Consider the following 23,085-nt stretch of genomic DNA (forward strand, 5'->3'; position numbering starts at 1 on the left):
AGGAATGATCATGGCGCCCCCTGTATCCGACGCCCTCCAAAGCGGGCTGCCCGGCGAACTCCCTCAGACCCATCGAGACCTACTTGCTCTGTGTGCGCTTCGCGTCAATGACAAGTCCGTGGACTGGAGCCTGCTGGCCCGCACATGCGATAGCCCCGCGGGCATCGCGGCAACGCTCGAGGGGAACATCCGGGAGCAGTCCGAAACGGCCCGTGACAGCCTGCCGATCCTGCGTACTGGCCTACCCCACCTTGCGGAGGCCCGCGCTCGCGTCGCCGTCGAGCTGGAGGCTGCGGAGCTGGCCGGTGCGCGGATCGTCACCGTGCTGGACGCCGCCTACCCCGCGAACCTGCGGCTTGTGCCGGACAGGCCCCCATTCCTCTTCCATCTAGGAGACCTGTCGGACGCTGACCGCCGTTCGGTGGCCGTAGTCGGAACGCGAGGCGCGAGTGAGGACGGAATCAGCCGCGCGATGCGGATGTCGAAGGGGCTGGTCGCGGCAGATGTCGCCGTGTACTCCGGCTTGGCGCTGGGCATCGACTCCGCCGCGCACGTAGCGGCGCTGAACGCCGGGGGTCGGACGGTGGCAGTCCTGGGCCACGGCATCGCGTCGAAGGTCTACCCCGCGGCGAACGAGGGACTGGCCAAGCGAATCGTGCACGAGGGCGGGGCGCTGTTCTCGCAGTTCTGGCCCCTGTCGAACCCGGCAAGGTGGACCTTTCCCAGGCGTAACGTCGTCACCTCAGGAAGCGCCCTGGGCAGCATCGTGATCGAGGCGTCCAGGACCTCCGGCGCCAAGATGCAGGCGAGGATTGCGTACGAGCATGGCAAGCGCGTGTTCCTCCTGCGGTCGCTGGTCGCGCAGGAGTCTTGGGCTGCCAAGATGGTCGCCGTCGGCCGGGCTGTCGAGGTGGCCACGCTTGAGGATGTTCTTGAGCGGTTGGACACGGCACCGGCTTCGCCGACTCGTGCAAAGGAGCCTTACCATCAGCTCTCGATCGCTGATCTGTAACGAAGCCTCGTCCCGCCGACTGCAGGGCTACTGCCCCCGCTTTGTCTCGCGGCACTTGGTTGGGCTGAGGGCGCAATGAGCTGGTTCAACCGTCCGTTTTCGACGGAGCCCTTGGAGGCACTGGAGTTTCTGGTGCGGTAAACGGTGCGCTAGACCGCCGCAAGCTGCTCGGCCTGGCCGTAACTAGGCTGCATGGGCTCCCAGATGATGCCCTTCGTGAGGGCACACCGGAAGGAGTCACTCCTCGGCCTCCTAGTTTTTGCATCGTTGCTCGGCCGCCCCAGCGGGAGATGGACCACACCACAATGCTGGAGCTCCTCCTCGTGGGGCAGAGGTACGCCCAGCACCTGGTGACGAACTGGTCGGCGGCGAGCTCGTTCAGGAAGTCGCGGATGCGGCGCTGGTCGCGTCCTTATAGATGTGCATCGGGTTAGCGGTGACCGGTCAGCAATGGGCCAGTCCCCAGTTGCCGGAGCGCAGCACGGTCAGCACTGCGATCTACCGTGGGCTGTCGGCACCTGGCCCGATGCCGGGAATACCGGTGTCTCCAGTGATGATCTTGCTCATCGTCTCTCGGAGCAGGTCACCGGGCCCTGTACCAAAACCAGGGGAGAGGTACTCGGTGGTGAAGTCGGCCGACGTCAGAGCATTGGGGGCGAAGGCGCTTATCGTGACGCCGGGCCGCGGGGTGAAGAGCGTGTAGGGCTTGCGGTACTTGCCGATGGTCACGCCAATGACCTGCCGGGCGCCAGCCTTGGTGAGCAGGTTCCTGGCCCAGTCCAAGCTCATGCCCTCGGTGGTGAAGTCGTCGAAGACGATTACGGTCTTTCCCCTGACGGTGCTTCGGTACTTCGGATTGAGGTGAACGGTGTTGGCCTGGGTGGCGATTGAAACGGTGTCATGGCGCCCGGTGGCGCGGGCCAGGCTGGTGTCCGTCGCCTTGCTTGCCCGGACAAGCAGGTCTCCCTTGTAGTACGAGCCCACCATGACCTTGGCGGGCTCAAGAAACTCGGCGAGTTGGTCGTTGACCCGACCAGGGGTGCTGCTTGGGTAGACGCAGAACCAGGCTCGGTGAGGCAGCGAGCCGTCCAGGTAGGCAGAGAAGAGCAGGTGCAGCATCAGGATGTCGCGCGCGCTCCCGTCCCCAATGGTCACTTTGTGGTCGTAGGTGAAGACGGTCTTCAGGTTGAAGGACGTCGGGCTGGTGCCGGGGAAGGACTCGTCGGGCTGGAAGAGCGAACGCACCCGGAGCGCACGCTTCTCATCGTCAAGGGCGAAGATCCACTGCGGCTCGTGAAGGAGGTGCCGGTCGAGCAACCAGTAGAGGTCCGCCGGGTCGTCCGCAGTCAGGGCGGTTATTTGCTTGCCTAGAGCGCTCGCCCAGCGGGCGTGGATGTAGAGCACGCCGGCGTTGATGCCGGTCATCCAGTCCCACTCCGTGGTACCGACGATCACCAGCTGGTTCTTGCGGAGGTGGAGCCGTTCGGCCACCTGGTCCAGCCAGAGTCCACTGCCTCGAGCCTTGCGGCCGGGGATGTCTTCCTGGGAAAGGTGGAGTACAGGCTGTGGCAGCCCGACCGCGCTGCAGATCTCGACGGCGTCAATCGACTGATTTGTCAGCAGTACCCAGTCCACCCCCTGCTGGTCGAGAAGGTGGAGAAGCTGGCACATGTCCGGGTGGGGGGTTGTCGTTCCGGCTTGGAACACGGCCTTGTAGTCGAAGACCGCCGCATGCACTTTGCTTGCCACCGCACCCGCCCATCCTGCCCTGCTGCTGCGGGGCGATAGATCCGCTTGGTGCTCACATGATCCCGCATCAATCGGGGGTTGGGGGCGGGATTGGGGCGTCCTGGCCCAGCGGGCTCGCCCAGTCGTGCGGGAACCGGTGTGCGTTCACAGCCCAGCCGCTGGTCGCCGGACATCTACGGAGTCGGATTGCGCATGCAGCGCAGGGCTGCGTGGACGGTCACCACGCCGCCGTACCGGCCTTCTCCAAGCCGGGCACCAACGGCCCGATTCAACGAGCACTCATGCGGTGATGTCCAGAGTTGGAGCAGCGATTGCGGTGGCACGGAAGACGTTGCGGATCTCAGTCAGGGGTTCGCGGTCACGGTTGAAGCGGAGCTTGTTGGTGAGGAGGATGGCCCAGCGGCCCTGGGCTGGGCTGATCCACATGCCTGTGCCGGTGAAGCCGTAGTGGACCCAGACGTCCGCGGCGGGGTCGGTGCCTGGGGCGGGGTGCCAGAAGAGGCCGCGGGCGGGGGTGAGGGCGCCGGTCTGGAGGCGGAGGGAGTCCTTGATCCAGGTCGGACCGAAGGCGGCCTGGGTGGGAGCGAGCATGTGGCGGAGGAAGAGGGCGAGGTCGTCGAGGACGGAGAAGGTGCCGGCGATGCCGCAGACGCCGCCGAGGAGGCGGGCGGAGAAGTCGTGGGCGGTGCCCTTGAGGTGGGTGCCGGTGGACTCGTCGTACTCGGTGGGGGCGCAGCGGGCCGCCTCGGCGGCGGGGAGGGGGCCGAAGCGGGTGTGGGCCATGCCCAGGGGGTGCCAGACGCGGGCGGTGGCGAGCCGGTCCAGGGGCTGGCCCGACAGGTGCTCGGCGAGGTAGCCGAGGATCAGGGCGGCCCGGTCGGTGTACTCGACGGCCTCGCCCGGCGGGCGGTGGAGGGCTTCGTGGAGGACGCCGTCGCGGATGTCCTGGGGGTCGGTGCCGTAGAGGTTCTTCAGGTTGGCGCGCAGGGGCAGGCCAGCGGTGTGGGTCAGGAGGTGGTAGGCCGTGGCCCGGGCCAGGGGGTGGCCGGCAACCTCGTCCCAGAAGGTGCCCAGAGGGGCGTGGAGGTCGAGCTTGCCCTCTTCGGCGAGAGTGCCGATCGTGGACCAGACGGCGAGGATCTTGGTGAGGCTGGCCACGTCGAAGACGGTGTCCAGCCGCATGGGCTCGTCGGGCCGGTCGGGATCGAGGAGGCCGACGGCTCCGCTCGCGCGGATGCCGTCGGCGTCCCCGACCGCCCACACCGCGCCGGGGTAGACCTCCTCGCGCACACCGGTCTGCAGGAGGTCTTCGATACGGGCGGTGGAGGGGGTCGTCATGGTCTCCCGATCGTCGTACGGCCGCGGGTGGTCCGCTGGCCAGCCTAGTGACGTGTCCGGGTCCGGCCCGACTGCGCCACGGGTGGTGTCAGGTGAGCCGTCGGCCCAGGTCGGTGATGGCCGAAGCGGTGGCGCTGAGGGGGAAGCGGGCGGCGTTGGTGCGGCCGGCCGCGCGGAGCAGCTCGAGCAGGCCCGGTGTGGTGCGGAGGCGCTTGAGGTCGTGGGCCGCGGTGGCCGGGGTGGTGAAGTCGGTGGCCAGGCCGGTGCCGGCGAGGGCCTCGGTGAGTCCGGGGACGGGTTGGTAGAGGACGGGGAGGCCGCAGGCCTGGGCTTCGAGGGCGACGAGGCCCATGGCCTCCAGGGTGGTGGAGGGCACGGCCAGGACGTCGTGGTCGGCGAAGACCTTCCACAGCTGCCGTCGGCGGAACCAGCCGAGGTAGCGGACGTGGACGCCGTGCTGGCGGATGACCGGTACGAGGTCCTGGAACTGTGCCCGGGGTGCGGCGACGCTCAGTTCGATGGAGGGCGTGGCGGCGACGGCTTGGAGGAGGGGTTCGAGGCCCTTCTCGGAGCTGACGCGACCTGCGAAAAGGACGCGCAGGTGGCTGGTGCGGCGTCGTGCGGGTCGGGGCGCGGTCAGGAGGTGGTCGGGGACGCCCCAGGGGATCTTCTCGATCTTGCGCCTGTCGGTCTTGGGGGCGAGCTTGAGCAGGCGGTCGGTCATCGCGTGGGTGGGGACGACGATCGCGTCGGCCGCGTTCGCCGCCTCGCGCAGGACGCGGAGCTGGGTGCTGTGGTTCTCGGCGTACAGGAGGTCAGTGCCGTGGACGAACGCGATGCGGGGGTGGCGGGGGAAGGCGCGCAGGAGGGCCGGGGTGGCGCCGAAGGCCAGGTGGTGGAGGTGCAGCACGCTGATCTGCTGCGGGTCGACGGCGGCCGTGAGGGCGTGACGGAGGTGGGTGACGTACCGGTTGAAGCGGTCGCCGCCGATGCACTTCCCGGTGGCGTGGAGGAGGTCGAGGCCGGCGGGCGTCCGGGGGCGGGGCCCGTCGGGGGCGAGCATGAAGGCGCGGGCGGGGACGGCGGGCTGCTCGCCGGTGTAGAGGTCGAGGAAGAGTTCGACGCTCCCGCCGGGGCTCGGGTAGGTGAGGTCGAGCGCGGTGGCGACGAGGGGGTTCACTGGCGTCCTCCGGGGTTCTCCTCGTAGAGGCGGGAGGTCTCGATGCCTTCGCTGGTGCGGTACTTGAGGCCGTGCTGTTGGTAGCTGGCGGGCGTGCCGTGGGTGCGGAGGAAGACGAGCTTGCCGAAGGTCATGCCCGGCCGGACGCGCACGGGACGGGTGGCCCTGATCTCCAGGGTCCAGCGGATGGCGTGGCCCTGGTGGCCGAGGGGCGCGGAGACGTGGACCCAGATGCCGAGGCATCCGGTGGCCCGGTCGCCGTTGAGGAGTTGGGCGTACGTCTCGGATCCGGTCCGCTCCAGGGTGTGGCCGAGGTAGAGGTTGCCGGGTTCGAGGACGTAACCGTCGTCGGGGACGGTGACTTCACGGAAGGCGGTGGGGGCGGCGGCGTCCAAGTCGCCCTGGCAGACGCGGAGGGTGCTGCCGAGGCGCCAGTCGTAGGCGTTGGGGGAGAGGCGGTCGGGGTCGTACGGGTCGATGGTGATGTGGCCCGCGTCGCGGGCGGCCGCGATGGCCGGTCCGGTCAGGATCACGACGTCACCGCCGAGGGGTCGAGGTCGCGCCAGTAGGCGGAGGGCTGCGGCCCCGCGGAGGCCTGGTACTTGCCCGAGTACGGGTCGATGGCGCCCTCGGAGACGAAGAACATGATCTGCCCGATCTTCATCCCGGCGTAGACGCGGACGGGGCGTGTCGGGGTGAGCATCAGCGTCCACTGCCCGTGGAAGCCGATGTCGCCGATGGGCGCGGTGATCTCGACGAACAGTCCGAGCCGACCGACGGAGGAGCGGCCGAAGAGCAGCGGTACGAACCGGTCCGAGCCCACTTCCTCCATGGTGTGTCCGAGGTACAGCTCGCCCGGCAGCAGCGTGTGGCCGCCCTCGCCGACCTGGATGCGGTGGGTGGGGTTGGGGCGGTGGGAGTCGAGGACGTCGTCCGTGTAGGTCAGCAGGGTGGGCCCGAGGCGGACGTTGTAGCTGTTCGGGTTGACCTGGGAGGAGAAGAAGGGGTCGATACGCAGCCGCCCGTCGAGCGAGGCGGAGATGATCTCCGGACCGGTCAGGATCACTGGTCGTCTCCGTTCGTCAGGGTGCTCCGGATCGCAGAGCCCAGGCGCAGGCCGACGGGACGGGTCCGGCCGCCCAGGCAGCTGTCGGCCAGGTAGTCGGTGGTCAGCACGTTCGTCAGCCCGGACGGAAGCGGGTCGGGAGAGGTGACGAGTGGCCCGACCCGCTCGGTGAGGTGGCTGAGGAGGGCTTCGGTGTCGTAGCGGTGGGCCGGTGGGATGTGGGCCTCAACCAGGGAGTTCGCGAACGGCTCGATGGCCAGCAGATCGCCAGTGGTCAGGACTTCGCCCAGGACCGTGGTCCGGAGGGCGGTCTCGTTCAGGACGACAGCGTCCCTGCCGAGGCCGCTCCGGAGCCGGTCGGCCAGTTCTTGGGCCAGGGCCCGGCGATCGAGCTGTTCGTTCCGGTACGGTTCCGCGATCCGTCCCAGCGGCTCGGCCAGCTGGGTGTCGAGTGCCGTGATCCGGTCCCGTACGGAGGCCAGCTCGGGCGGTAGGGCGTCTGCGGTGGTGTCCGCGGTGTCAGAGAACAGGGCGGTCCGACCGGCCCAGCGGTCGGGGGCGTGCGTGGCGACGGCGTAGCCGACGCCGAGCTCGCGGCCCTTCAGGACGAGGGTGCTGCCGATGTGGGTGGGGCCCGTGTGATCGCTGTGGCAGTGGCCCGCGAAGATCACGTCAAGGAAGGGGCAGGCTTCGGCGAGCCCGAGGTCCTCCTCGAAGCCGGAGTGGCTGAGGAGCACCCAGGAGTCGACCTCGTGGTGGTGCGCCAGCATCAGCTCGCGCAGGGCCTTCACCGGCTCGACGGCCCGCCGTCCCAGCCGTTGGGCGACCGGGATCGAGTTGAACGCCTGGAGCCCGATCACCCCGGTGACGGCCGTACGCCGGCCTCCGATCTCCACCACGTGAAGCCGCCGGAAGAGCGGGTTGCCGGTCGAGTCGTCGACTGCGTTCGCGCAGACGGTCCGCTTGTGGAGGGCGGGCTCGAAGTAGTGCGTCCAGCCGTGATTTCCGGGGACGATGACGTCGTACAGGCTGAGCAGGACGTCCCGTTCGAGCTCTCCCTGGCCGAGTCGGTAGTAGCCGGTGCCCTCGAAGAAGTCGCCGCAGTCCACGAGCAGGCTGTCCGACCGTGCCTCGTGGAGGTGGCCGAGGAAGGAAGCGCCGGCGCCGAGGGCGGAGTGGACGTCCGTGGTGGCCAGGATCCGGTGGACCGTTCGGCTCGCGGTCACGGGGCGACCTCACAGATGTCGGCGCCGAGCTGGAGGAGCTTGCCGGGCAGGTCGGCGTGGCCCCGGCGCAGCTGGGCGACTCCGCCGAGGGTCGTGATCCCGCGGGCGGTCAGGGCGGCCACCATGAGGGCGGAGCCGGTGCGGATGTCCGTCGCTTCGACACCGGCTCCGGTGAGGCGCTGGGGACCGGTCAGGCGGCACTCGGTGGGTGAGATCTCCTCGATGTCGGCTCCGAGCCTCGCCAGCTGGGGCAAGAGGTTGCCGTGGCGGCCGGGGTTGATCGAGTCGGCGAACAGGTGGGTGCCGGGCCGGCCCAGGGCGAGGGCCATCAGCGGCGGCTCGAAGTCCGCGTCCAGGCCCCCGGGTGCGAGGGTGGCGATGGCCCGCAGTGGCCGACCCGTCGGGCTGGCGTTGCTGCCCTCGACGAGGAGCGTCTCGCCCCGCACCGATGTGGGGATGCCCAGCCGCTGGAGCGTTGCCTGGAACGGTACGAGGTCTCGGCCGTGGATGCCTTCGATCCGTGCCTTGCCGCCGGTGGCGGCGACGGCACAGGCGAGGGTTCCCGCCTCGATCTTGTCGCCAGGCACGCGCCAGGCCGGAATCTCGTCGGTGGGCGTGGATGCCGGATCGAGGGCGAGGACCCGGTCATTCACCTTGGCCTGCCAACCCGCCGAGCCCAGCGCGTCGAGCACGGCCAGGACCTCCGGCGACAGGTTTGGGAGTCCCAGGCGCAACGCCCGGTCGGCGACGACCGCCCGCAGCACGGCGGCGATCGTCGCGCCGCGCGACCGGAAGGGCAGCGCGTGCGAGACCGTGCCGCCGCTGCCCTGCCCGCCGGCCTCCACGGCGTACCCGGCATCCTGGACGGTGACGTGGTCCCCGAACGCCTCGTACACCTTGAAGTGCAGTTCCATCCCGCGCTGCCCGATCCGGCAGCCGCCGGGCCAGGGAAGCCGGGCGCTGCCCCGTAAGGCGAGGAGGGCGGGCACCAGGTAGTACGAGGCCCGGATGGCCGAGGCGCGGCTCAGGTCGGGAACGGCGGGCGGGTGCTCGGGCGCCATGACGAGCAGGGTGTCCGGCCGCCCGACGGCCTGCGCCACGTGCCAGCCGGTCCCGTGGAGGAGGGCCACCATCGCCTGGACGTCGGCGCTGGCCGGAACGTTCTCCAGCTGGACGTTCCGACGTACGGCTGCCGCGGTCGCCAGCAGGGGAAGGGCGGCGTTCTTGGAGCCGTCGACGGTGACGGAGCCGGCGAGCGGGCTGCCGGGGCGTACGGCGATCACTTCGGCGTTCGAGGCCGAAGCGCGGGTGAGTGCCACGATCAACTCCTTTGGTCGGGAGGATTGGGGAGGGTGGAGGCCGTGGGGTGGTTCGGGCGGGCGGCGAGGTCGAACTCGGCCCAGCAGGACTTGCCTGAGGAGCCCTGTTCGACGCCGTGCTCGTCGGCGAGGGCGGCAATGATCAACAAGCCTCTGCCGTGCTCGGCGTCCGGGCGGACGGCGCGCTTCTGAGGGACGGCAGAGCTCTGGTCGCGGACCTCGAAGCGCAGCCGGTCGCCGCGCAGACGAGCGGTGATGGATGCGGTACCGGCGCCTCCGTGTCGGACGGCGTTGGCCAGGAGCTCGCCCGCCACCGTCTCCGCTCCGTGCAGGTCGTCGGTGACAGCGCTCCGGCGCCAGCCACTGACCTCGTCCATCAGCGTGCGCCGCGCGCGGGCGGCGCCTTCTGGCGTACCCGTCACCGGCAGGGTGACCTCGTGCACTTCCATGGGCGGCCTCCTGGATGGGTGCGGTTCCACCAGGCAAGCGGGCCGAGGGTGCCGCCCGCGACGCGGCACGCAGGTCGCGCATCGTTCATGCAGCTTCTGCATGGCGGGCAATTTCCCTACCGATAGGCTCGGTTGAGCAGGCAGGATCGGTCTCGGCAGAAGGGGCCGTGGCACAGATGGCCGACACACAGGGCGAGGCACACCGCATTGGTGCGCTGATCCGCCGGGCAAGGGTCTTACAGGGCCGCTCACAAGCGGACGTGGCCGCCGAACTGGGTTACCACCAGTCGAAGATCAGCCGGCTGGAAGGCGGCCGCGGAACCGACGACATCCGGGTCCTCCGCGACGTCGCCCGGGTGCTGCGGATCCCGTCGGCCCACCTCGGGCTCGCTGAGGCCGCCCGGGAAGCCGAGTCCCCCGATCCGGAGACAGCCGACATGCGCCGCCGTACCTTCCTCGCCGCCGGCGTCACCGCGCTGGCCGTACCTGTGCCCGCCGCGCACCCGGCGCTGGTCCAGGCCCTCCTGCCCGGCGTTCTCGCCGCCCCGACAACGGAGTCGGCCTCCACGGACCAGCTCCGTCTACGTGCCACCGCCATCCGCAGGCTGCTGACCACGTGCGACTACGCGGAACTGGAGCGCACGCTTCCCGGGCTGATCACGGATCTGCGCCATGCCCTCGGCAACTCGTCGCGACCCGAGGAGGTGTCCCGCTTCCTGGCCACGGCTTACCAGACCTCGGCCAGCCTCTTCCTCAAGCAGGCGGATGCAGGAACGGCCTGGCTGGCCGTCGGCCGCGCCATGGCGGAGGCCGAACGCTTCGGCGACCCCCTCGTCCTCGCCGCCAGTGTCCGGCTCCACGCGCACGTCCTCGTCCGCGAGAAGCACCCCGGCCAGGCCGTTACGCTGATCCGGCACACCGCTTCCCAGCTCACCGGCTCGTACGACCGCCGCTCCCCGCACCACCTCGCCGTCCTCGGGCTGCTCCTGCTGCGCGGAGCCACGGCCGCGAGCCGTGCGGACGACCGTCCAGCCACCGGGGAGTTCCTCGCCGAAGCGGAGGAGGTGGCCCGGTACGTCGCCCTGGACCGGCCGGACGCCTGGGCCAATTTCAGCCCGACGAACGTCACCCTGCACCGGATCAGCGCGGCGGTCTCCTTCGGCGACGCGGGCATCGCCCTCGACGCGGCTCGCCCGCTCATGCACCGCCACATCCCGGTCCCCGAGCGCCGTGCCGCACTCTGGATCGAGGCCGCCCGCGCATACGCCCAGCAGGGCCGCCTGGCCGACGGCTACCAGGCCCTGCGGATCGCCGAGACCTGCGCCGCCCAGGACGTACGCCGTCCCGCCGTCCGCGAGCTGGTCGCCGACATGGCCGCGCGGGACCGACGTCGTACGCTGCCGGAGCTCCACCATTTCAGCCGCCGACTGGGAGTACCCGCGTGACCGAGCCGCAGCCCAAGCCCTTCCTGTACGTCATCGTGTGCGCCGCCGGTATCGCCGGCGACGTCGGCAGACTCATCACCGCGGCGCAGGAACGGGGCTGGGAGGTCGGGGTCATCGCCACCCCACAGGGTCTTGAGTTCCTCGACGTCCGGGCGATCGAGGAGCAGACCGGCTACCCGGTTCGGTCCCCCTGGCGCTCGCCCGGCGAGGCACGGACGTTCCCGCGGGCCGACGCCATCGCGGTCGCGCCGGCCACGTTCAATACCGTCAACAAGTGGGCCGCCGGCTTCGCCGACAACCTGGCCCTCGGCATCCTCTGCGAAGCCCCCGGCATGGGCGTCCCCACGGTCCTGCTGCCCTACGTGAACACCGCGCTTGCCGCCCACCGTGCCTACCGGCGCAGCATCGACGAGCTTCGGGAGATGGGCGTTCTGATCGGCAGCTACGAGCCACACCGTCCGAAGTCCGGTGGTGGGGCCGATCGCTTCCCTTGGGAGGAAGCGGTCGATCTGCTCGCGCCGCTCCTCCGTGCTGGGGCAGAGCCGCAGTGAACGTGTCGTTGTCGCTCGGGGCAGCTGGCCCACCCGACCTGGAGGAGCACCATGGAGCAGCAGGGCGCTGAGGGTCGACCGGCCATCGCAGCGGCCGTCGTGGTGCACGAAGGCCGAGTGCTGATCGTGCGGCGCCGGGTCAGCGAAGGGCGGCTCTCCTGGCAGTTCCCCGCCGGTGCGGTCGAGCCGGGCGAAGCCCAGGAGGACGCCGCCGTACGCGAGTCCCTGGAGGAGACCGGCCTCGCCGTGGAGGCGCTGAAGCTGCTCGGGGAACGGGTTCACCCTGACACCGGCCGCTCGATGTCGTACACCGCTTGCGCGGTGGCCGACGGCCACGCGCATGTCGTGGACACCGACGAGCTGGCCGAACTCGCGTGGGTGGCCCACGCCGACATCTCTGAGTACATCCCGTACCGCCTGTTCGAGCCGGTGCAAGAACACCTCGACGTCGTCCTGGAACGCTGACGCGGACTGACCGCGCGCATTGGGACAACACGCCAGACGGTGGATCTCGAGGACCGCGGTGGGGCAGGTCCTAACTGTCTTCGAGAAGCCGGTCGGTGGCGTCCTGGACTCGGGCTGTCGCCCGGCGGACCGAGTCGAGTACGGCGTTCATTTGGGCGTCGGCCGGCTGGACGCCTGAATTGACGGCGCGGGTCAGCTGGTTCAGGTTGTTGCCGATCTGACCGAGCTGCCTGCGGGCAGCGAACAGCTCGCTGACGGTCTCACGGCGCCCGGCGATGGCTGCGGCGCTGTTGCCCGGGTCGTGGGCTGCGCTGAGGGCCGCTCGGGCGAAGAAGCCGGCGACGGTGCAACCGACGGCCTTGGCGGCGGTCACGACGAGCGCGTGCTCGTCGTCGTTCACGCGGACGCTGCACACTTTGGAGCGCTGGGGGTGCTTGTGGTGACGGCGTCGTGTGCGGGGCGCTGGAGGGGCAGCGGAGGTGTATGTGGCTTCGAACGCAGGCTGTTGCTCATTCCCCGGCTGCGTCCGTCCCGCGGTCGCAGCCTCCTCGTCAGGCGTCCCCCGGCGCCGGACGAGGCTCCGTCCCCCTGGGGCGGTGGGTCCTTTGGACACTCCGCCGATGGTGGAGTGTCCAAAGGGATAACTTGCTCCGTCTCGGGCTTGGGTAGGGGCTGCGTGCTGGTGGTCGCTGGGTCTCGTGGTTGCAGGGTCGTCGTGCAAGAGCGTGCCTCCTGGCGGTTGGGCTGGAACGGCTTCGGTGCTGTGGGGATAGGGCGTACGAATGCCAGCTCGCCGCGCGACGGATGCGCGGTGAGCAGCGTGACTTCGGGCGGGGCTTACGTTGCGTCCGCTCTGCCGCCGTCGAGTTCGGCCTGGACCTGCCGGGTGATCTTGTTCCGGCGGTCCTTGCCGATGGAGAGGCCGCGGGCGCGGACAGCCGTCTCGATGTGGCGGCTTGACGCGCGTCCATTGCGTCCGAGCGGGGCGGTGCGGGCGATGGTGCGGAGTTCGTCGTCCGTGGCGGAGGGCTTGCGACCGGTGCGCTTCTTCGGCGGGACGTGGGCTTCCGCCACTTGACCGGTCTCTTCCGCCACATCGCTTGATGCGCCCTGTAGGGCGTCAGCCGGAGTGGGGCGGTCGCCTTCGCGTGGAGGGCTGGGAGGGTCCACGGGCCCTTCTGGGTATGAGAGCTGCGCTGTGGCGGGGTGCGCGCGGGGACGGTCCAGGTCCGCTGGATGTGCTGCGGGCTCTCCTGCCGGACAGCGGCTGCGGCGGGAATCATCGGCGGCGACGTGGCGGTGGATCTGCCGCATGAGGACGCCGAAGGCGAAGAGCGCGGCTGCTGGTGGGACAGCGGCGACGACGTAATCGAGGGCCGGGGTCGGGGCGCCGTCGGTCCTGCTGACGCCGGCGACGTTCAGGGCGATCGAGCCCAGTGATCCGGCAGCGGTGAGGGCGATCGCCCACCCGTCGGTTTCCCGGCGGAGGCTGGCGCGGAGCATGAGCACTTCCCCGGCGACGATGAAGGCATCGAGCGTTGCCGGCCACGCCCACTGGCGGGCTGGGGAAGCGCTGAGGCCGTGCTGCCCCGCGACTTCGGCGAGATGCGCGTAGGACAGCCAGAATCCTGCTGAGGTGAGCGCGACGATGACGCAGCCTGCGAAGGCCAGGGCGTACCGCTCGGCCGTCTGCGTGCGGTGGGAGGTGGTGGTCAAGCGGGTGGTGCTCCAAGGGGTGGGCGCGTTCAAGCGGCAGGGGAGGTGCGGCGGCGGTCGGCGCCGTCGAGGACGACCCGGTGGGTCATCTCGGAGAGGCGGGAAGCGACGCGGTCGCCGAGGGCGGTGCGGAGCTGGGGGATGGGAAGGTTGGTCGTGAGCAGGGTGGGGCGCAGGTACTCGTACCGGTGGTTGATCAGCCGGTAGGTCAGCTCCTCCGTCCACTCGCTGCCCTTGGCGGCGCCGAGGTCGTCCAGGAGCAGCAGCGGGCAGCGGGCCAGGGTGTGCAGCTCACGTTCCGCGTCGAGGCCGGGGCGGGGCCTCAGGCGGGCGTACAGATCGGCGGCTGTGACCGCCTCCCAGCGCAGGCGGACGCCGGCAGCCAGCAGGGCGCGGACGGCCCCGTAGGCCTGGTGGGTCTTGCCGGTACCCGTGGGACCGGCGATGAGGAGCGAGGGGCCTTCCGCTATGCCCCGCGTACCGCTCGGGCCGGGGCGCCCGGCACGCGCGATCTCGTCCACCCAGGCGGTGACCTGGGGGTGATCGGCGCGGGCGTGCCGGTATCGCGGAGGGATCCGGGCGTCGGCCAGTTCCAGTGCGCTGACAGGCTCACGCGTGGGCTCCAGTTCCTCCGAGCCTATGACGGGCTCCATGCCCCGGCGGGCCAGGATGCCCGCCACGGCCCGGACGGCCTGGCCGGAGGGCTGGGGCAGGGTGGTGGCGGTCAGAGCGCACCCCCGTAGGCAGCGGCGACGTCGGTGGGGTTGGTCCACGGACGGTGGGTGACGGCGGTCGTGGGCGCCCCCGCGTTCATGACCTCGTGCACGACACTGGCCAGGGTCTTCGGGTGAAGGCCCTTGGTCCGCTGGCGGTCCAGACCGGCTCGTACGTGGGCGGGGTCGATGCCCTCGGCGAGGAGCTTGGCGGCTTCTCGTCCGAGCTGCCCGAGCACGCTCGTGGGCGGACGGTGTTCGCAGGCCGCGGTGTACTCGGTGACGAGGTCCTTCGCCGAGACGGTCTGGGGCGCGGGGGCGCTCGCGCCCCCCAACGGGGTAGTTCCTAGTTCCCTGTTCCTAGGTCCTAGATCCGGACGCTGAGGGCTCACGTCAGGCTCCGTGAGCGCTTCCTCAACCGGCTGTGAGGGCTCACTGAATGGCCCTTGACCTGCGGATTTTCTGCTCACGGCAGGCTCCTTGACTGCTATCTGACCCGCCCTGGAGGCCTCCGTGACGGCTCCGTGCACTGGCAGTGAGGGCTCACGCGGGACGCCGAGGTCGTGGTGCGGGCAGGACGGGATCCTGCTGATGCTGGGGCGGTTGATCTTCTGGTGGAGGGCGAAGGCGACGACGTGCAGGTACTGCCTTGCGTCCTCGCCCTCGTAGCGGCAGATCAGGCCGGCTGCGTCGAGCTGCGTCAGATCCTCCTCGACCTCCACCGGGCCGTGTTCGCGGCGTAGCGACCACAGCTGTCCGGCGATGACGGCGGCCTGGTCGCGGATGCGGCCCTTGTCGTCGGCTTGGGTGAGCAGGCCGAAGAAGGTCCGCTCGGCGCTCAGGGACACGGCCGCCAGGGACTCGGAGGCGAAGGCCTCGGGCTTGATGGTGCGGATACGGGCGATGAGATCGACCGCCTTTCGAAATCGGGGCAGGGAACCGGCGGGGCCAGGGTGCGTGGACAACACAGCCACACCTCAAGTCCAGAAGTCCAGACTTGGCTCAAGCGGCCGTGAAAGGTTCTCCGGTCGCACGACCGTAAACCCGAAACGCCGGTCGGCGAAATCACCCGCGATATTCACCGGCAGCACGGGATCGCTCACAGCAGACGGGGAATGCCTTCCCGAACCTCCGGCGGGCAAGCTACAACACACCAATGCCGCCACGCCCTCTCGAAATTGGACCCGCCGGACGCGCCGCCGCCCACGCCATCGAACGCACCCGCGTGGCCCGTGGCCACTCCCAGCGCCAGCTCGCCGCCCGGGTCACCGCACTCGGTCGCCCCATGACCTTCACCGCGCTCTCCCGCATCGAACGCACGGTCCGACGTTGCGACATCGACGACCTCGTCGCCATCGCAGCAGCCCTCGGAGCGCCGCCGCACGCACTTCTCGCTGCTCCTTCGAGCCGCTCCGAGTCGCTGAGGGTGGGCGGAATATAGCCGACGATCCCCGGTTTCCGAAACCGGGGATTCTCCGCACCATTGGTGGTCCCTGGAGGCTGCTGCGTCTGTCTGTGGCCAGTGGTCTATTTCCCCGTCTCCTGCGTAAGGAATTTCACTTGTCCGTCGTCGATCCGTTTTCCTTCGTCAGTGCCCCCGAACTTCGTCACCGTTCCACCGTCGGCCGTGCATTTCTCGGGGTCCAGGAAACGGCCGCGTATCTCGGCATTTCGCCCAAGACTCTTTACGTCTGGCGTCACCGGCGGCAGGGGCCGCCCAGCTTCCGGATGGGTGCCCGCGGGCGGGTTACGTACCGGGTCGATGCGCTCGACGCCTGGATACGCGAGCAGGAGCGGGCGGACTCCCGCTCCAACCCCGCCCTCAACCCAGTGAGCACCGCACCACAGCGGCGCGCCGCCTACCCGGCCACCGTCTGACGGCTTCCGGCCATCCGTCCCGAACGCCTAGCTGCAAGGAAACACTTGGCCGGCTACATCGAAGACCGCTGGATCAACAAGAAGAAGGACCCCGTCACCGGCAAGCGCGAGCGCACCGCCCGGTACGGAAAGGGGAGTCGCTACCGGGTCGCGGGCATCCCGGGCGTCAGGGGCATGTCGTTCGACACCCTGGAGGACGCCAAGGCGTGGCTCCGGCGGGCGGGCACCGACAGCGAGCGGGGCGAGTTCGTCGACCCGCGCGACGGCTCCATCACCCTCGCCGACTACGTCACGCGCCACTGGCAGGCGGGCGTACGAGGCGCACCGGGCACGGTCAAGCGGGTTGACGAGCGTGTGCGCCTCCACGTCCTTCCGCACATCGGCGAGGTGGCGCTGCGGGACGTCTCCGCGTCCGTCCTGCGCGGCTACATCGCCACGCTCGAAGGCGAGTGCGCACCGCGCTACGCCCGGCAGATCCTCACCACCCTCTCGAACGTCTTCGAGACGGCAATTGACGACAAGCGTCTGGTCCGCAATCCGATGCGCGCCAAGTCGGTGCGCTGGCCCAAGGCTCCCGAGGACCAGCGGGAGGCGTGGCTGCTGGAGACCGCGCAGCGGGTACGGGACGTCATCAACCAGCGGTACAGGATCGCCGTCGTCGTCGCCCTCGGGTGTGGGCTGCGCCAGGGGGAGGTCTTCGGGCTGTCTCCGGCGGACGTCGACTTCGAACGCGGCCTCATCCGCGTCCGCCGACAGGTGCAGCTCCTGTACGGCCGCTTGTACTTCACGCTTCCCAAGGGCGGGAAGACCCGCGTCGTCGACATGCCCCCTTCGGTGGCCAGCGAGCTGCGCGCACACTTCGTGCAGCATCCGGCTGTCGAGGTCGAGCTGCCCTGGGGCGGCCCCGAAGCCGATCGGGAGAAGCGCTCCTTGCCGCTGGTCCTTGCCACGACCTACGGCAACGCGATCCGCGCCAACATCTTCAACGACGAGGTGTGGAAGCCCGCCCTCGCGAAGGCCGGCGTGATCCCCGTGCGGGAGAAGGGCCAGCGCTGGAAGGCGTCCCGCAAGGACGGCTTCCACGTCCTCCGGCACACCTACGCCTCCGTGATGCTCAAGGCGGGCGAGTCCGTGGTCACCCTCGCCCGTTGGCTCGGTCACTCCAGCCCGACCATCACCCTCGACCACTACGCCCACTTCATGCCCGAGGCCGGCGGCAAGGGTCGCGCAGCAGTCGATGCGCTGCTCGGAGTGGCCCCTCAGTACGTCCCAGACGACCTTGACCTTGCCTGAGAACGGGTGGCGCAGCACATGCTGTGCCACCCGTTCTCGTTGGCGGGTCAGGCGCTGAGTCTCATGCCGCTCGACGCCACGGCAGGCGGGCGCGTCTTGCGGGCAGGCCGAGGAGTTCGTGCAACGCCTTGCCCTCGTGAGCCCAGTGGTTAAGTCGGTCGCGGTCCACCCACCGCACGCCGTGACGGTCGCCCCAGGCCATGGCGTCGCGGGTGAACGCGCCGTTGGTGACGACGACCGCGTGGTCCGCCCTGTGTGCGGGACCCGCCGTTCCGTTCACCTGGTACATCACCGACGAGCCGACCTTGCCGCCGACGCGGGTGTGCTTCGCCTGCACCACGATCCGGCCGAGGGGTATCCGGACGCCGATCACGTCCGCGGCCTGGTCCCCGCCCCCGCCCACCCTCCTGGCCGCCCAGCCGTCGCGGACGAGGAGGTCGCGCAGCGCGTACTCGAACTGCTGATCGTCCATCGCGTCCAACTCAGACAAGTCGATGCGCAGACGGGCCAGCCTCTCGCTGTCCGCGCGATGCCGGCGGGAGCCCCGTACCCGGAGGCAGGCCAAGCCGACGGCGAGGGCGAGACCGATCAGGACGAGCACCGGCCAGGCTGCGGCGGCCCTCGTCAGGAGGCGTGATGCGGCCTGTGCCAGGGCGACCGTGAGCGCGAGGGCAACGGCTGCCGCACCCAGTAGGTCTGCGGTACTGCGCGGTCGCCATCGGATCCTTCGCCGCCGCCTGGCCGTCACTGCCCGGCCGCTGGTGCGGAGACGGCGGGCTTCGGCGCAGGCTGCTGTTCGGTGCTGCTGTCGCCGAACCCGAAGACCTGGCCCCAGAGCCACACCACCGCGCACAGGCCGGCCACGGCCCAGACGCTCAGGCCCTTGGCGGACTTCAGACCCGGCTTGCGGCGGAGGTGGCTGCGTACGCGCACGTATCCATCCGGAACCTTCGGCATGCTGATTCCCTCCCCATCGGTCCGCGCCATGCGGACCTCCAGATCGGTTGTAGCTGCGGCCACTGACAGAACCTGATGCACCGTCATGATCGTGCCGGCGACAAGGGCGCAAGTCGGCCATGCCATCGCGATTCGCCGGCTGACCGCATGGCCCGCTGGCCTGCGCCTAGGCTTTCCGGCTGTGTGTCACGTAGCGGAAATGCAGGGCGGACCGAATGGCCAGTTCCTGCGGAGCGCGGCAGGCGACGACTGCGCCGGGCGCCGCCCCCGTTGAGGCGGCGGCGCTGAGGGTGGTCGACCCTCTGCCACGCATTCTCCCCAGGTTCTCCCCACGGGGCCTCTGAGGCTTTGATTCACTGTTCGCTTCCGCTAAGTCGATCAGGTATGCGAGGTGGGTTGTTAAAGCCAGTCGCGCTTCTTGAAGATGACGTACAGGCTCGTACAGACCACTGCCATCAGCAGGATCGCAAAGGGGTAGCCCGCCGCCCAGTGGAGTTCTGGCATGACCTCGAAGTTCATGCCGTAGATGGTTCCCACCAACGTGGGTGCAAAGAGGATGGCCGCCCACGAGGAGATCTTCTTGATCTCCTCGTTCTGTTCGAAGCCGGCTTCGGCCAGGGCGCGCATTTCGGCGTTCTGTTGTTGGGAGACCAGGGTGGCGTTGACCGTCAGGATTTCCGTGAGGGCCTGGCGGAAGCCGTCGACGCGTTCGCTGGTGTGCGTGACGTGGTCGGCCACGTCGCGGAGGTAGCGCTGGAGTTCCTCGTCCGTGCCGTACTTCGCGAAGCCCGCCATCAGACCGTGGAGCATGCCGACCAGGGGGCGCGTGGCGCGTTGGAACTCGACCATCTCGCGGGAGAGTTCGTAGATGCGGCGGGAGACCGCCGGGTCGCCGCGGAAGACCTCCGTCTCGATCTCGTCGATGTCGGTCTGGACGCCCTCGACCACCGGAGCGTAGCCGTCGACCACCGCGTCGAGGATGGCGTACAGCGCGGCCTCCGGGCCGAGTGAGAGGAGGTCCGGGTTCTCCTCCATGCGGCGGCGGACGGACGAGAGGTCCGGGGCTCCGCCGTGGCGGACCGTGATCAGGAAGTCCGGGCCGACGAAGATGTGGAGCTCGCTGAAGTCGACCTCCTCCTGGACGTCGAGGTAGCGGGCGGCGCGCAGGACGACGAAGAGGGTGTCGCCGTAGCGCTCCAGCTTGGGGCGCTGGTGGGCTTCGAGGGCGTCCTCGACGGCGAGTTCGTGGAGGTTGAACTCGGCCGCGAGGGAGTGCAGTTCGGGCTCGGTCGGCCGGTGGAGGCCGATCCACGCCATCCCGTCGGGCTGCTCGTGCAGCTGCCGGAAGGTGTCGGCCAGGGTGGTGGGGGAGGCGACCCGGTGCCCGTCGCGGTAGACGGCCGAGTCGATCACGCTGCGGTGGTTCGGGGGAGCGGCCGCCGGCTGTTCGGGCTGCGGGTCGGCCGGGGGTCCCGCCGGGGGTGCGGCGGCCGGGGCGGGGCCGCGCCGCCAGGGCGGGCGCTTCGCGCCGGGCGGCGGCGGGGTGCGGCGGTCTGGGCGCTCCGACATCGCAGGTCAGCTCCCGGTCGAGGTGCGTTCGTCACGGGTGTTCGTCATCGTCATGGGGCACGGCCAAGGGCAGCGTATCGGGGGCGAAGGTCGCCAGGCGTGCTCGCCAGGCGTGCAAGGAGTGGAGTTGCGGACGGAAGCTGTCCGCAAGGGCGGCTAGCTTGTCGTCATGGCCTCCACGACGACGCATCCCGTACTCGGCACCCGCGCTCTGAACCGTGCCACGCTCGCCCGCCAGTTGCTGCTCAGCCGCGCCGAGATGTCCGCGGAGGGCGCCGTCACCCACCTGCTCGGACTCCAGGCGCAGAACGTCAGGCCGCCCTACTTCCAGCTCCACGCCCGGCTCGCCGGCTTCCGGCCCGCCGAGCTCGCCGGGCTCATGGAGTCCCGCCAGGTGGTGCGGATGGTCACCATGCGCTCCACCATCCACACCCACACCGCGCACGACGCCCTGACGCTGCGCCCCCTCGTCCAGCCCGCCCGCGACCGCGAGGTCACCTACTTCCGGAAGGGGCTCGTGGGCGTCGACCTGGACCGGCTCACCGAACGGGCCCGCGGCTTCGTCGAGAGCGCGCCACGCACCATGGCCGAGATCCGCGAGGAACTGCTCCGCGAGTGGCCCGGCGCCGACCCGCAGTCGCTGTCCGTCGCCGCCCGCTGTCGGCTGCCGCTGGTCCAGGTCACCCCGCGCGGCGTCTGGGGGAGCAGCGGGCAGGTCCGGCTCACCACCGTCGAGAACTGGCTCGGGCGGACCGCCGGAGCCGCGCAGCCCCTGGACGACGTCGTCCTGCGCTACCTCGCCGCCTTCGGGCCCGCCTCCGTCAAGGACATGCAGATCTGGGCCGGGCTCACTCGGCTGCGCGAGGCCTTCGAGCGGCTGCGGCCGGGCCTGGAGGTCTTCCGGGACGAGAACGGCGTCGAGCTCTTCGACCTGCCCGACGCGCCCCGCCCCGACCCGGACACCCCGGCGCCGCCGCGCTTCCTCCCGGAGTTCGACAACCTGCTCCTCTCGCACGCCGACCGCACCCGCGTGGTCGCGCCCGAGTTCAAGGGCCGTACGTGGAGCGGGAACCAGGCCCACTGCACCCTGCTCGTCGACGGGTTCGTCGCCGGGCTCTGGAAGGCGGAGGGGGCGGTGCTCACCGTAGAGCTGTTCGGCCGGGTCTCGAAGGCGCAGAAGGAGGAGATCGTCGCCGAAGGGGAGCAGCTGATCGCCGACATGACCGGTGAGGAGAAGGGCGGGAGCGCGAGCAGGGGTCGGGACGCGGGCAGGGGCGGGGGCGCGGGCGGGGCTTCCGTGCGCTTCGGGACGGCGTACGGAAGCTGAACCCGGCGACCGGACTCGCCGGCGGTGGCCGGATCCCCGCCACCGGTCAACTCGCTCCGGGCGTCGTACTGGTGGTCCGTACGGCGGACGCGGCACGATACCTGCCATGACGACCGAAAATACGCAGAACAGCGCCACCGCCCAGTTCCTCGCCGCGCGGGACTTCCTGCTGGAGCGCCGCGGTGACTACGAGGCCGCCCACAGCGGGTTCACCTGGCCCCGCCCCCACCGCTTCAACTGGGCGCTGGACTGGTTCGACCACATCGCCGCCGGCAACGCCGCCGACGCCCTGCGCATCGTCGAGGAGGACGGCAGCAGCGAGGCGCTCACCTTCGCCGAGCTGTCCGCACGCTCCGCCGCGGCCGCCAACTGGCTGCGCGAGCAGGGCATCGCGCCCGGCGACCGGATCCTCGTCATGCTCGGCAACCAGCGCGAGCTCTGGGAGGTGATGCTCGGCGCGATGAAACTGCGCGCCGTCGTCATCCCCGCAACCCCCCTGCTCGGCCCGGCCGACCTGCGCGACCGCGTCGAGCGCGGCCGGGTACGCCACGTCGTCGCGCGCGCCGAGGACACGGCCAAGTTCGACGAGGTGCCGGGCGGCTACACCCGGATCGCCGCCGGACAGCGGATCCCGGCGGGCTGGCGGCGGCTCGCGGACATGGAGGGGGCGGACACCACCTTCACTCCCGAAGGGGAGACCCTCGCGAGCGACCCGCTGATGCTGTACTTCACCTCCGGTACCACCGACCGCCCCAAGCTCGTCGAGCACACGCACGCCTCGTACCCCATCGGGCACCTCTCCACCATGTACTGGCTCGGGCTGCGCCCCGGCGACGTGCACCTCAACATCGCCTCGCCCGGCTGGGCCAAGCACGCCTGGTCCAACCTCTTCGCCCCGTGGAACGCCGGCGCCACCGTCTTCGTCCACAACTACACCCGCTTCGACGCCGACCGGCTGATGGCCGAGATGGACCGGCACGGCGTGACCACCTTCTGCGCCCCGCCCACCGTGTGGCGGATGCTGATCCAGTCCGACCTCACCCGGCTGGCCAGGCCCCCGCGCGAGGCCGTCGCCGCCGGTGAGCCGCTCAACCCGGAGGTCATCGAGAAGGTCCGCGAGGCCTGGGGCATCACCATCCGCGACGGTTTCGGCCAGACCGAGACCACCCTCCAGGTCGGCAACTTCCCCGGGGCGCCCGTCAAGCCCGGCTCCATGGGCCGCCCGGCGCCCGGCTACGAGATCGTGCTGCTCGACCCCGTCACCGGCAAGGAGTCCCCGGACGAGGGCGAGCTCTGCGTGAACCTGGGCGCCCGGCCCGCCGGGGTGACCACCGGCTACCACGACGACCCGGAGCGCACCGCCGAGGCGATGGCGGACGGGCTCTACCGCACCGGCGACATCGCCGCGCGCGACGCCGACGGGTACCTCACCTACGTCGGCCGCTCCGACGACGTCTTCAAGGCCTCCGACTACAAGATCAGCCCGTTCGAGCTGGAGAGCGCCCTGCTGGAGCACGAGGCGGTCGCCGAGGCCGCCGTCGTCCCGGCCCCCGACGAGCTCCGGCTGGCGGTCCCGAAGGCGTACGTCACCCTCGCGGTCGGCTGGGAGCCCGGGCCGGAGACGGCCCGGGTGCTCTTCGAGCACTCCCGCGCGGTGCTGTCCCCGTACAAGAGGATCCGTCGCATCGAGTTCGGCGAGCTCCCGAAGACCGTGTCCGGCAAGATCCGCCGGGTGGAGCTGCGGGAGCTGACCGCGGCCGGCTCGACGGGGGAGTACGACGAGGCCGACCTGCGCTGACCCGGCCACCACGGGCCTCCCGTACCGCGGTCCT

24 protein-coding genes are annotated in these 23,085 nt (G+C 70.3%); 9 read left to right on the plus strand and 15 right to left on the minus strand.

Going from position 1 to position 23,085, the window contains the following annotated elements:
* Window positions 1–118: 118 nt before the first annotated feature.
* Entirely contained in the window at window positions 119–1,012 is an 894-nt protein-coding gene (locus tag ACFYP3_RS31105) for a DNA-processing protein DprA (protein ID WP_388839776.1), read from the plus strand.
* A gap of 498 nt (window positions 1,013–1,510) precedes the next feature.
* On the opposite strand, the gene ACFYP3_RS31110 is transcribed toward ACFYP3_RS31105, so the two are convergent.
* From ACFYP3_RS31110 to ACFYP3_RS31145, 8 genes are all read right to left on the minus strand, one after another.
* Entirely contained in the window at window positions 1,511–2,761 is a 1,251-nt protein-coding gene (locus ACFYP3_RS31110; protein WP_388839779.1) for a hypothetical protein, read from the minus strand.
* 279 nt (window positions 2,762–3,040) lie between these two features.
* Window positions 3,041–4,099, minus strand: a complete 1,059-nt coding sequence (locus ACFYP3_RS31115; protein ID WP_388839782.1) for a serine hydrolase domain-containing protein — start codon at window positions 4,097–4,099, stop codon at window positions 3,041–3,043.
* An 88-nt stretch (window positions 4,100–4,187) separates the two neighbouring features.
* Window positions 4,188–5,279, minus strand: coding sequence for a glycosyltransferase family 4 protein (locus ACFYP3_RS31120; protein ID WP_388839785.1), 1,092 nt, complete (start codon window positions 5,277–5,279; stop codon window positions 4,188–4,190).
* Entirely contained in the window at window positions 5,276–5,812 is a 537-nt protein-coding gene (locus ACFYP3_RS31125; RefSeq protein WP_388839788.1) for a deoxycytidine triphosphate deaminase, read from the minus strand. Before ACFYP3_RS31125 ends, ACFYP3_RS31120 begins: the two co-directional genes overlap by 4 nt.
* Window positions 5,809–6,345, minus strand: a complete 537-nt coding sequence (gene dcd / locus ACFYP3_RS31130) for a dCTP deaminase (protein ID WP_388839791.1) — start codon at window positions 6,343–6,345, stop codon at window positions 5,809–5,811. Before dcd ends, ACFYP3_RS31125 begins: the two co-directional genes overlap by 4 nt.
* The gene (locus ACFYP3_RS31135; RefSeq protein WP_388839794.1) at window positions 6,342–7,571 is read right to left on the minus strand and encodes a bifunctional metallophosphatase/5'-nucleotidase; all 1,230 of its coding nucleotides are present in this window, start codon (window positions 7,569–7,571) and stop codon (window positions 6,342–6,344) included. The genes dcd and ACFYP3_RS31135 overlap by 4 nt, the downstream gene beginning before the upstream one ends.
* On the minus strand, window positions 7,568–8,890 hold the full coding sequence (locus ACFYP3_RS31140; RefSeq protein WP_388839797.1) for a UDP-N-acetylglucosamine 1-carboxyvinyltransferase: 1,323 nt from the start codon (window positions 8,888–8,890) through the stop codon (window positions 7,568–7,570). Before ACFYP3_RS31140 ends, ACFYP3_RS31135 begins: the two co-directional genes overlap by 4 nt.
* A gap of 2 nt (window positions 8,891–8,892) precedes the next feature.
* Complete coding sequence (locus ACFYP3_RS31145; RefSeq protein ID WP_359238781.1) at window positions 8,893–9,339, minus strand: ATP-binding protein; 447 nt, start codon at window positions 9,337–9,339, stop codon at window positions 8,893–8,895.
* A 176-nt stretch (window positions 9,340–9,515) separates the two neighbouring features.
* Here ACFYP3_RS31145 and ACFYP3_RS31150 point away from each other — a divergent pair, with 176 nt between their 5' ends.
* From ACFYP3_RS31150 to ACFYP3_RS31160, 3 genes are read left to right on the plus strand one after another with little or no spacing between them, the layout of a single operon-like run.
* Window positions 9,516–10,784 carry a helix-turn-helix domain-containing protein gene (locus ACFYP3_RS31150; protein ID WP_388839800.1) on the plus strand — a complete coding sequence of 423 codons (1,269 nt, stop codon included), beginning with the start codon at window positions 9,516–9,518 and terminating at the stop codon, window positions 10,782–10,784.
* Window positions 10,781–11,335 carry a flavoprotein gene (locus ACFYP3_RS31155; RefSeq protein ID WP_388839803.1) on the plus strand — a complete coding sequence of 185 codons (555 nt, stop codon included), beginning with the start codon at window positions 10,781–10,783 and terminating at the stop codon, window positions 11,333–11,335. Before ACFYP3_RS31150 ends, ACFYP3_RS31155 begins: the two co-directional genes overlap by 4 nt.
* Window positions 11,336–11,386: 51 nt before the next feature.
* A complete protein-coding gene (locus ACFYP3_RS31160; protein WP_388839806.1) occupies window positions 11,387–11,800 on the plus strand; it encodes an NUDIX hydrolase in 414 nt (137 codons plus the stop codon).
* A 70-nt stretch (window positions 11,801–11,870) separates the two neighbouring features.
* On the opposite strand, the gene ACFYP3_RS31165 is transcribed toward ACFYP3_RS31160, so the two are convergent.
* The 4 genes from ACFYP3_RS31165 to ACFYP3_RS31180 all read right to left on the minus strand — a co-directional run bounded on the left by ACFYP3_RS31165 (window position 11,871) and on the right by ACFYP3_RS31180 (window position 15,134).
* Window positions 11,871–12,413 carry a MobC family plasmid mobilization relaxosome protein gene (locus tag ACFYP3_RS31165; RefSeq protein ID WP_388839809.1) on the minus strand — a complete coding sequence of 181 codons (543 nt, stop codon included), beginning with the start codon at window positions 12,411–12,413 and terminating at the stop codon, window positions 11,871–11,873.
* Between the two features lie 224 nt (window positions 12,414–12,637).
* A complete protein-coding gene (locus ACFYP3_RS31170) occupies window positions 12,638–13,549 on the minus strand; it encodes a DUF2637 domain-containing protein (RefSeq protein ID WP_388839812.1) in 912 nt (303 codons plus the stop codon).
* On the minus strand, window positions 13,546–14,169 hold the full coding sequence (locus ACFYP3_RS31175; RefSeq protein WP_388839863.1) for an ATP-binding protein: 624 nt from the start codon (window positions 14,167–14,169) through the stop codon (window positions 13,546–13,548). Before ACFYP3_RS31175 ends, ACFYP3_RS31170 begins: the two co-directional genes overlap by 4 nt.
* A gap of 71 nt (window positions 14,170–14,240) precedes the next feature.
* The gene (locus tag ACFYP3_RS31180; protein ID WP_388839865.1) at window positions 14,241–15,134 is read right to left on the minus strand and encodes a hypothetical protein; all 894 of its coding nucleotides are present in this window, start codon (window positions 15,132–15,134) and stop codon (window positions 14,241–14,243) included.
* A 251-nt stretch (window positions 15,135–15,385) separates the two neighbouring features.
* Between ACFYP3_RS31180 and ACFYP3_RS31185 the strand changes: the two genes are divergently transcribed.
* The 3 genes from ACFYP3_RS31185 to ACFYP3_RS31195 all read left to right on the plus strand — a co-directional run bounded on the left by ACFYP3_RS31185 (window position 15,386) and on the right by ACFYP3_RS31195 (window position 17,400).
* Window positions 15,386–15,670, plus strand: a complete 285-nt coding sequence (locus ACFYP3_RS31185; protein WP_388839815.1) for a helix-turn-helix domain-containing protein — start codon at window positions 15,386–15,388, stop codon at window positions 15,668–15,670.
* A 119-nt stretch (window positions 15,671–15,789) separates the two neighbouring features.
* Entirely contained in the window at window positions 15,790–16,107 is a 318-nt protein-coding gene (locus ACFYP3_RS31190; RefSeq protein WP_388839818.1) for a helix-turn-helix transcriptional regulator, read from the plus strand.
* A gap of 45 nt (window positions 16,108–16,152) precedes the next feature.
* Window positions 16,153–17,400, plus strand: coding sequence for a tyrosine-type recombinase/integrase (locus tag ACFYP3_RS31195; protein WP_388839821.1), 1,248 nt, complete (start codon window positions 16,153–16,155; stop codon window positions 17,398–17,400).
* A gap of 61 nt (window positions 17,401–17,461) precedes the next feature.
* On the opposite strand, the gene ACFYP3_RS31200 is transcribed toward ACFYP3_RS31195, so the two are convergent.
* The 3 genes from ACFYP3_RS31200 to ACFYP3_RS31210 form a co-directional block, all read right to left on the minus strand.
* On the minus strand, window positions 17,462–18,091 hold the full coding sequence (locus tag ACFYP3_RS31200; protein WP_388839868.1) for a restriction endonuclease: 630 nt from the start codon (window positions 18,089–18,091) through the stop codon (window positions 17,462–17,464).
* Between the two features lie 53 nt (window positions 18,092–18,144).
* A complete protein-coding gene (locus ACFYP3_RS31205; protein ID WP_388839824.1) occupies window positions 18,145–18,333 on the minus strand; it encodes a hypothetical protein in 189 nt (62 codons plus the stop codon).
* Between the two features lie 423 nt (window positions 18,334–18,756).
* Entirely contained in the window at window positions 18,757–19,926 is a 1,170-nt protein-coding gene (locus ACFYP3_RS31210; RefSeq protein WP_388839827.1) for a magnesium and cobalt transport protein CorA, read from the minus strand.
* A gap of 169 nt (window positions 19,927–20,095) precedes the next feature.
* Here ACFYP3_RS31210 and ACFYP3_RS31215 point away from each other — a divergent pair, with 169 nt between their 5' ends.
* Window positions 20,096–21,253 carry a winged helix DNA-binding domain-containing protein gene (locus tag ACFYP3_RS31215; RefSeq protein WP_388839830.1) on the plus strand — a complete coding sequence of 386 codons (1,158 nt, stop codon included), beginning with the start codon at window positions 20,096–20,098 and terminating at the stop codon, window positions 21,251–21,253.
* A 106-nt stretch (window positions 21,254–21,359) separates the two neighbouring features.
* The gene (locus tag ACFYP3_RS31220; RefSeq protein ID WP_388839833.1) at window positions 21,360–23,051 is read left to right on the plus strand and encodes an AMP-binding protein; all 1,692 of its coding nucleotides are present in this window, start codon (window positions 21,360–21,362) and stop codon (window positions 23,049–23,051) included.
* The last annotated feature ends 34 nt before the right edge of the window (window positions 23,052–23,085 follow it).

Origin of the sequence: Streptomyces sp. NPDC005533 (genome assembly GCF_042871845.1) — a bacterium.
In the GTDB taxonomy this organism is placed as follows: domain Bacteria; phylum Actinomycetota; class Actinomycetes; order Streptomycetales; family Streptomycetaceae; genus Streptomyces.

Coding starts and splice junctions, on each gene's coding strand:
- ACFYP3_RS31160 (WP_388839806.1), top strand. CDS start 11,387: ATGGAGCAGCAGGGCGCTGAGGGTCGACCGGCCATCGCAGCGGCCGTC.
- ACFYP3_RS31145 (WP_359238781.1), bottom strand. CDS start 9,339: ATGGAAGTGCACGAGGTCACCCTGCCGGTGACGGGTACGCCAGAAGGC.
- ACFYP3_RS31115 (WP_388839782.1), bottom strand. CDS start 4,099: ATGACGACCCCCTCCACCGCCCGTATCGAAGACCTCCTGCAGACCGGT.
- ACFYP3_RS31185 (WP_388839815.1), top strand. CDS start 15,386: ATGCCGCCACGCCCTCTCGAAATTGGACCCGCCGGACGCGCCGCCGCC.
- ACFYP3_RS31175 (WP_388839863.1), bottom strand. CDS start 14,169: ATGGAGCCCGTCATAGGCTCGGAGGAACTGGAGCCCACGCGTGAGCCT.
- ACFYP3_RS31150 (WP_388839800.1), top strand. CDS start 9,516: ATGGCCGACACACAGGGCGAGGCACACCGCATTGGTGCGCTGATCCGC.
- ACFYP3_RS31215 (WP_388839830.1), top strand. CDS start 20,096: ATGGCCTCCACGACGACGCATCCCGTACTCGGCACCCGCGCTCTGAAC.
- ACFYP3_RS31210 (WP_388839827.1), bottom strand. CDS start 19,926: ATGTCGGAGCGCCCAGACCGCCGCACCCCGCCGCCGCCCGGCGCGAAG.
- ACFYP3_RS31220 (WP_388839833.1), top strand. CDS start 21,360: ATGACGACCGAAAATACGCAGAACAGCGCCACCGCCCAGTTCCTCGCC.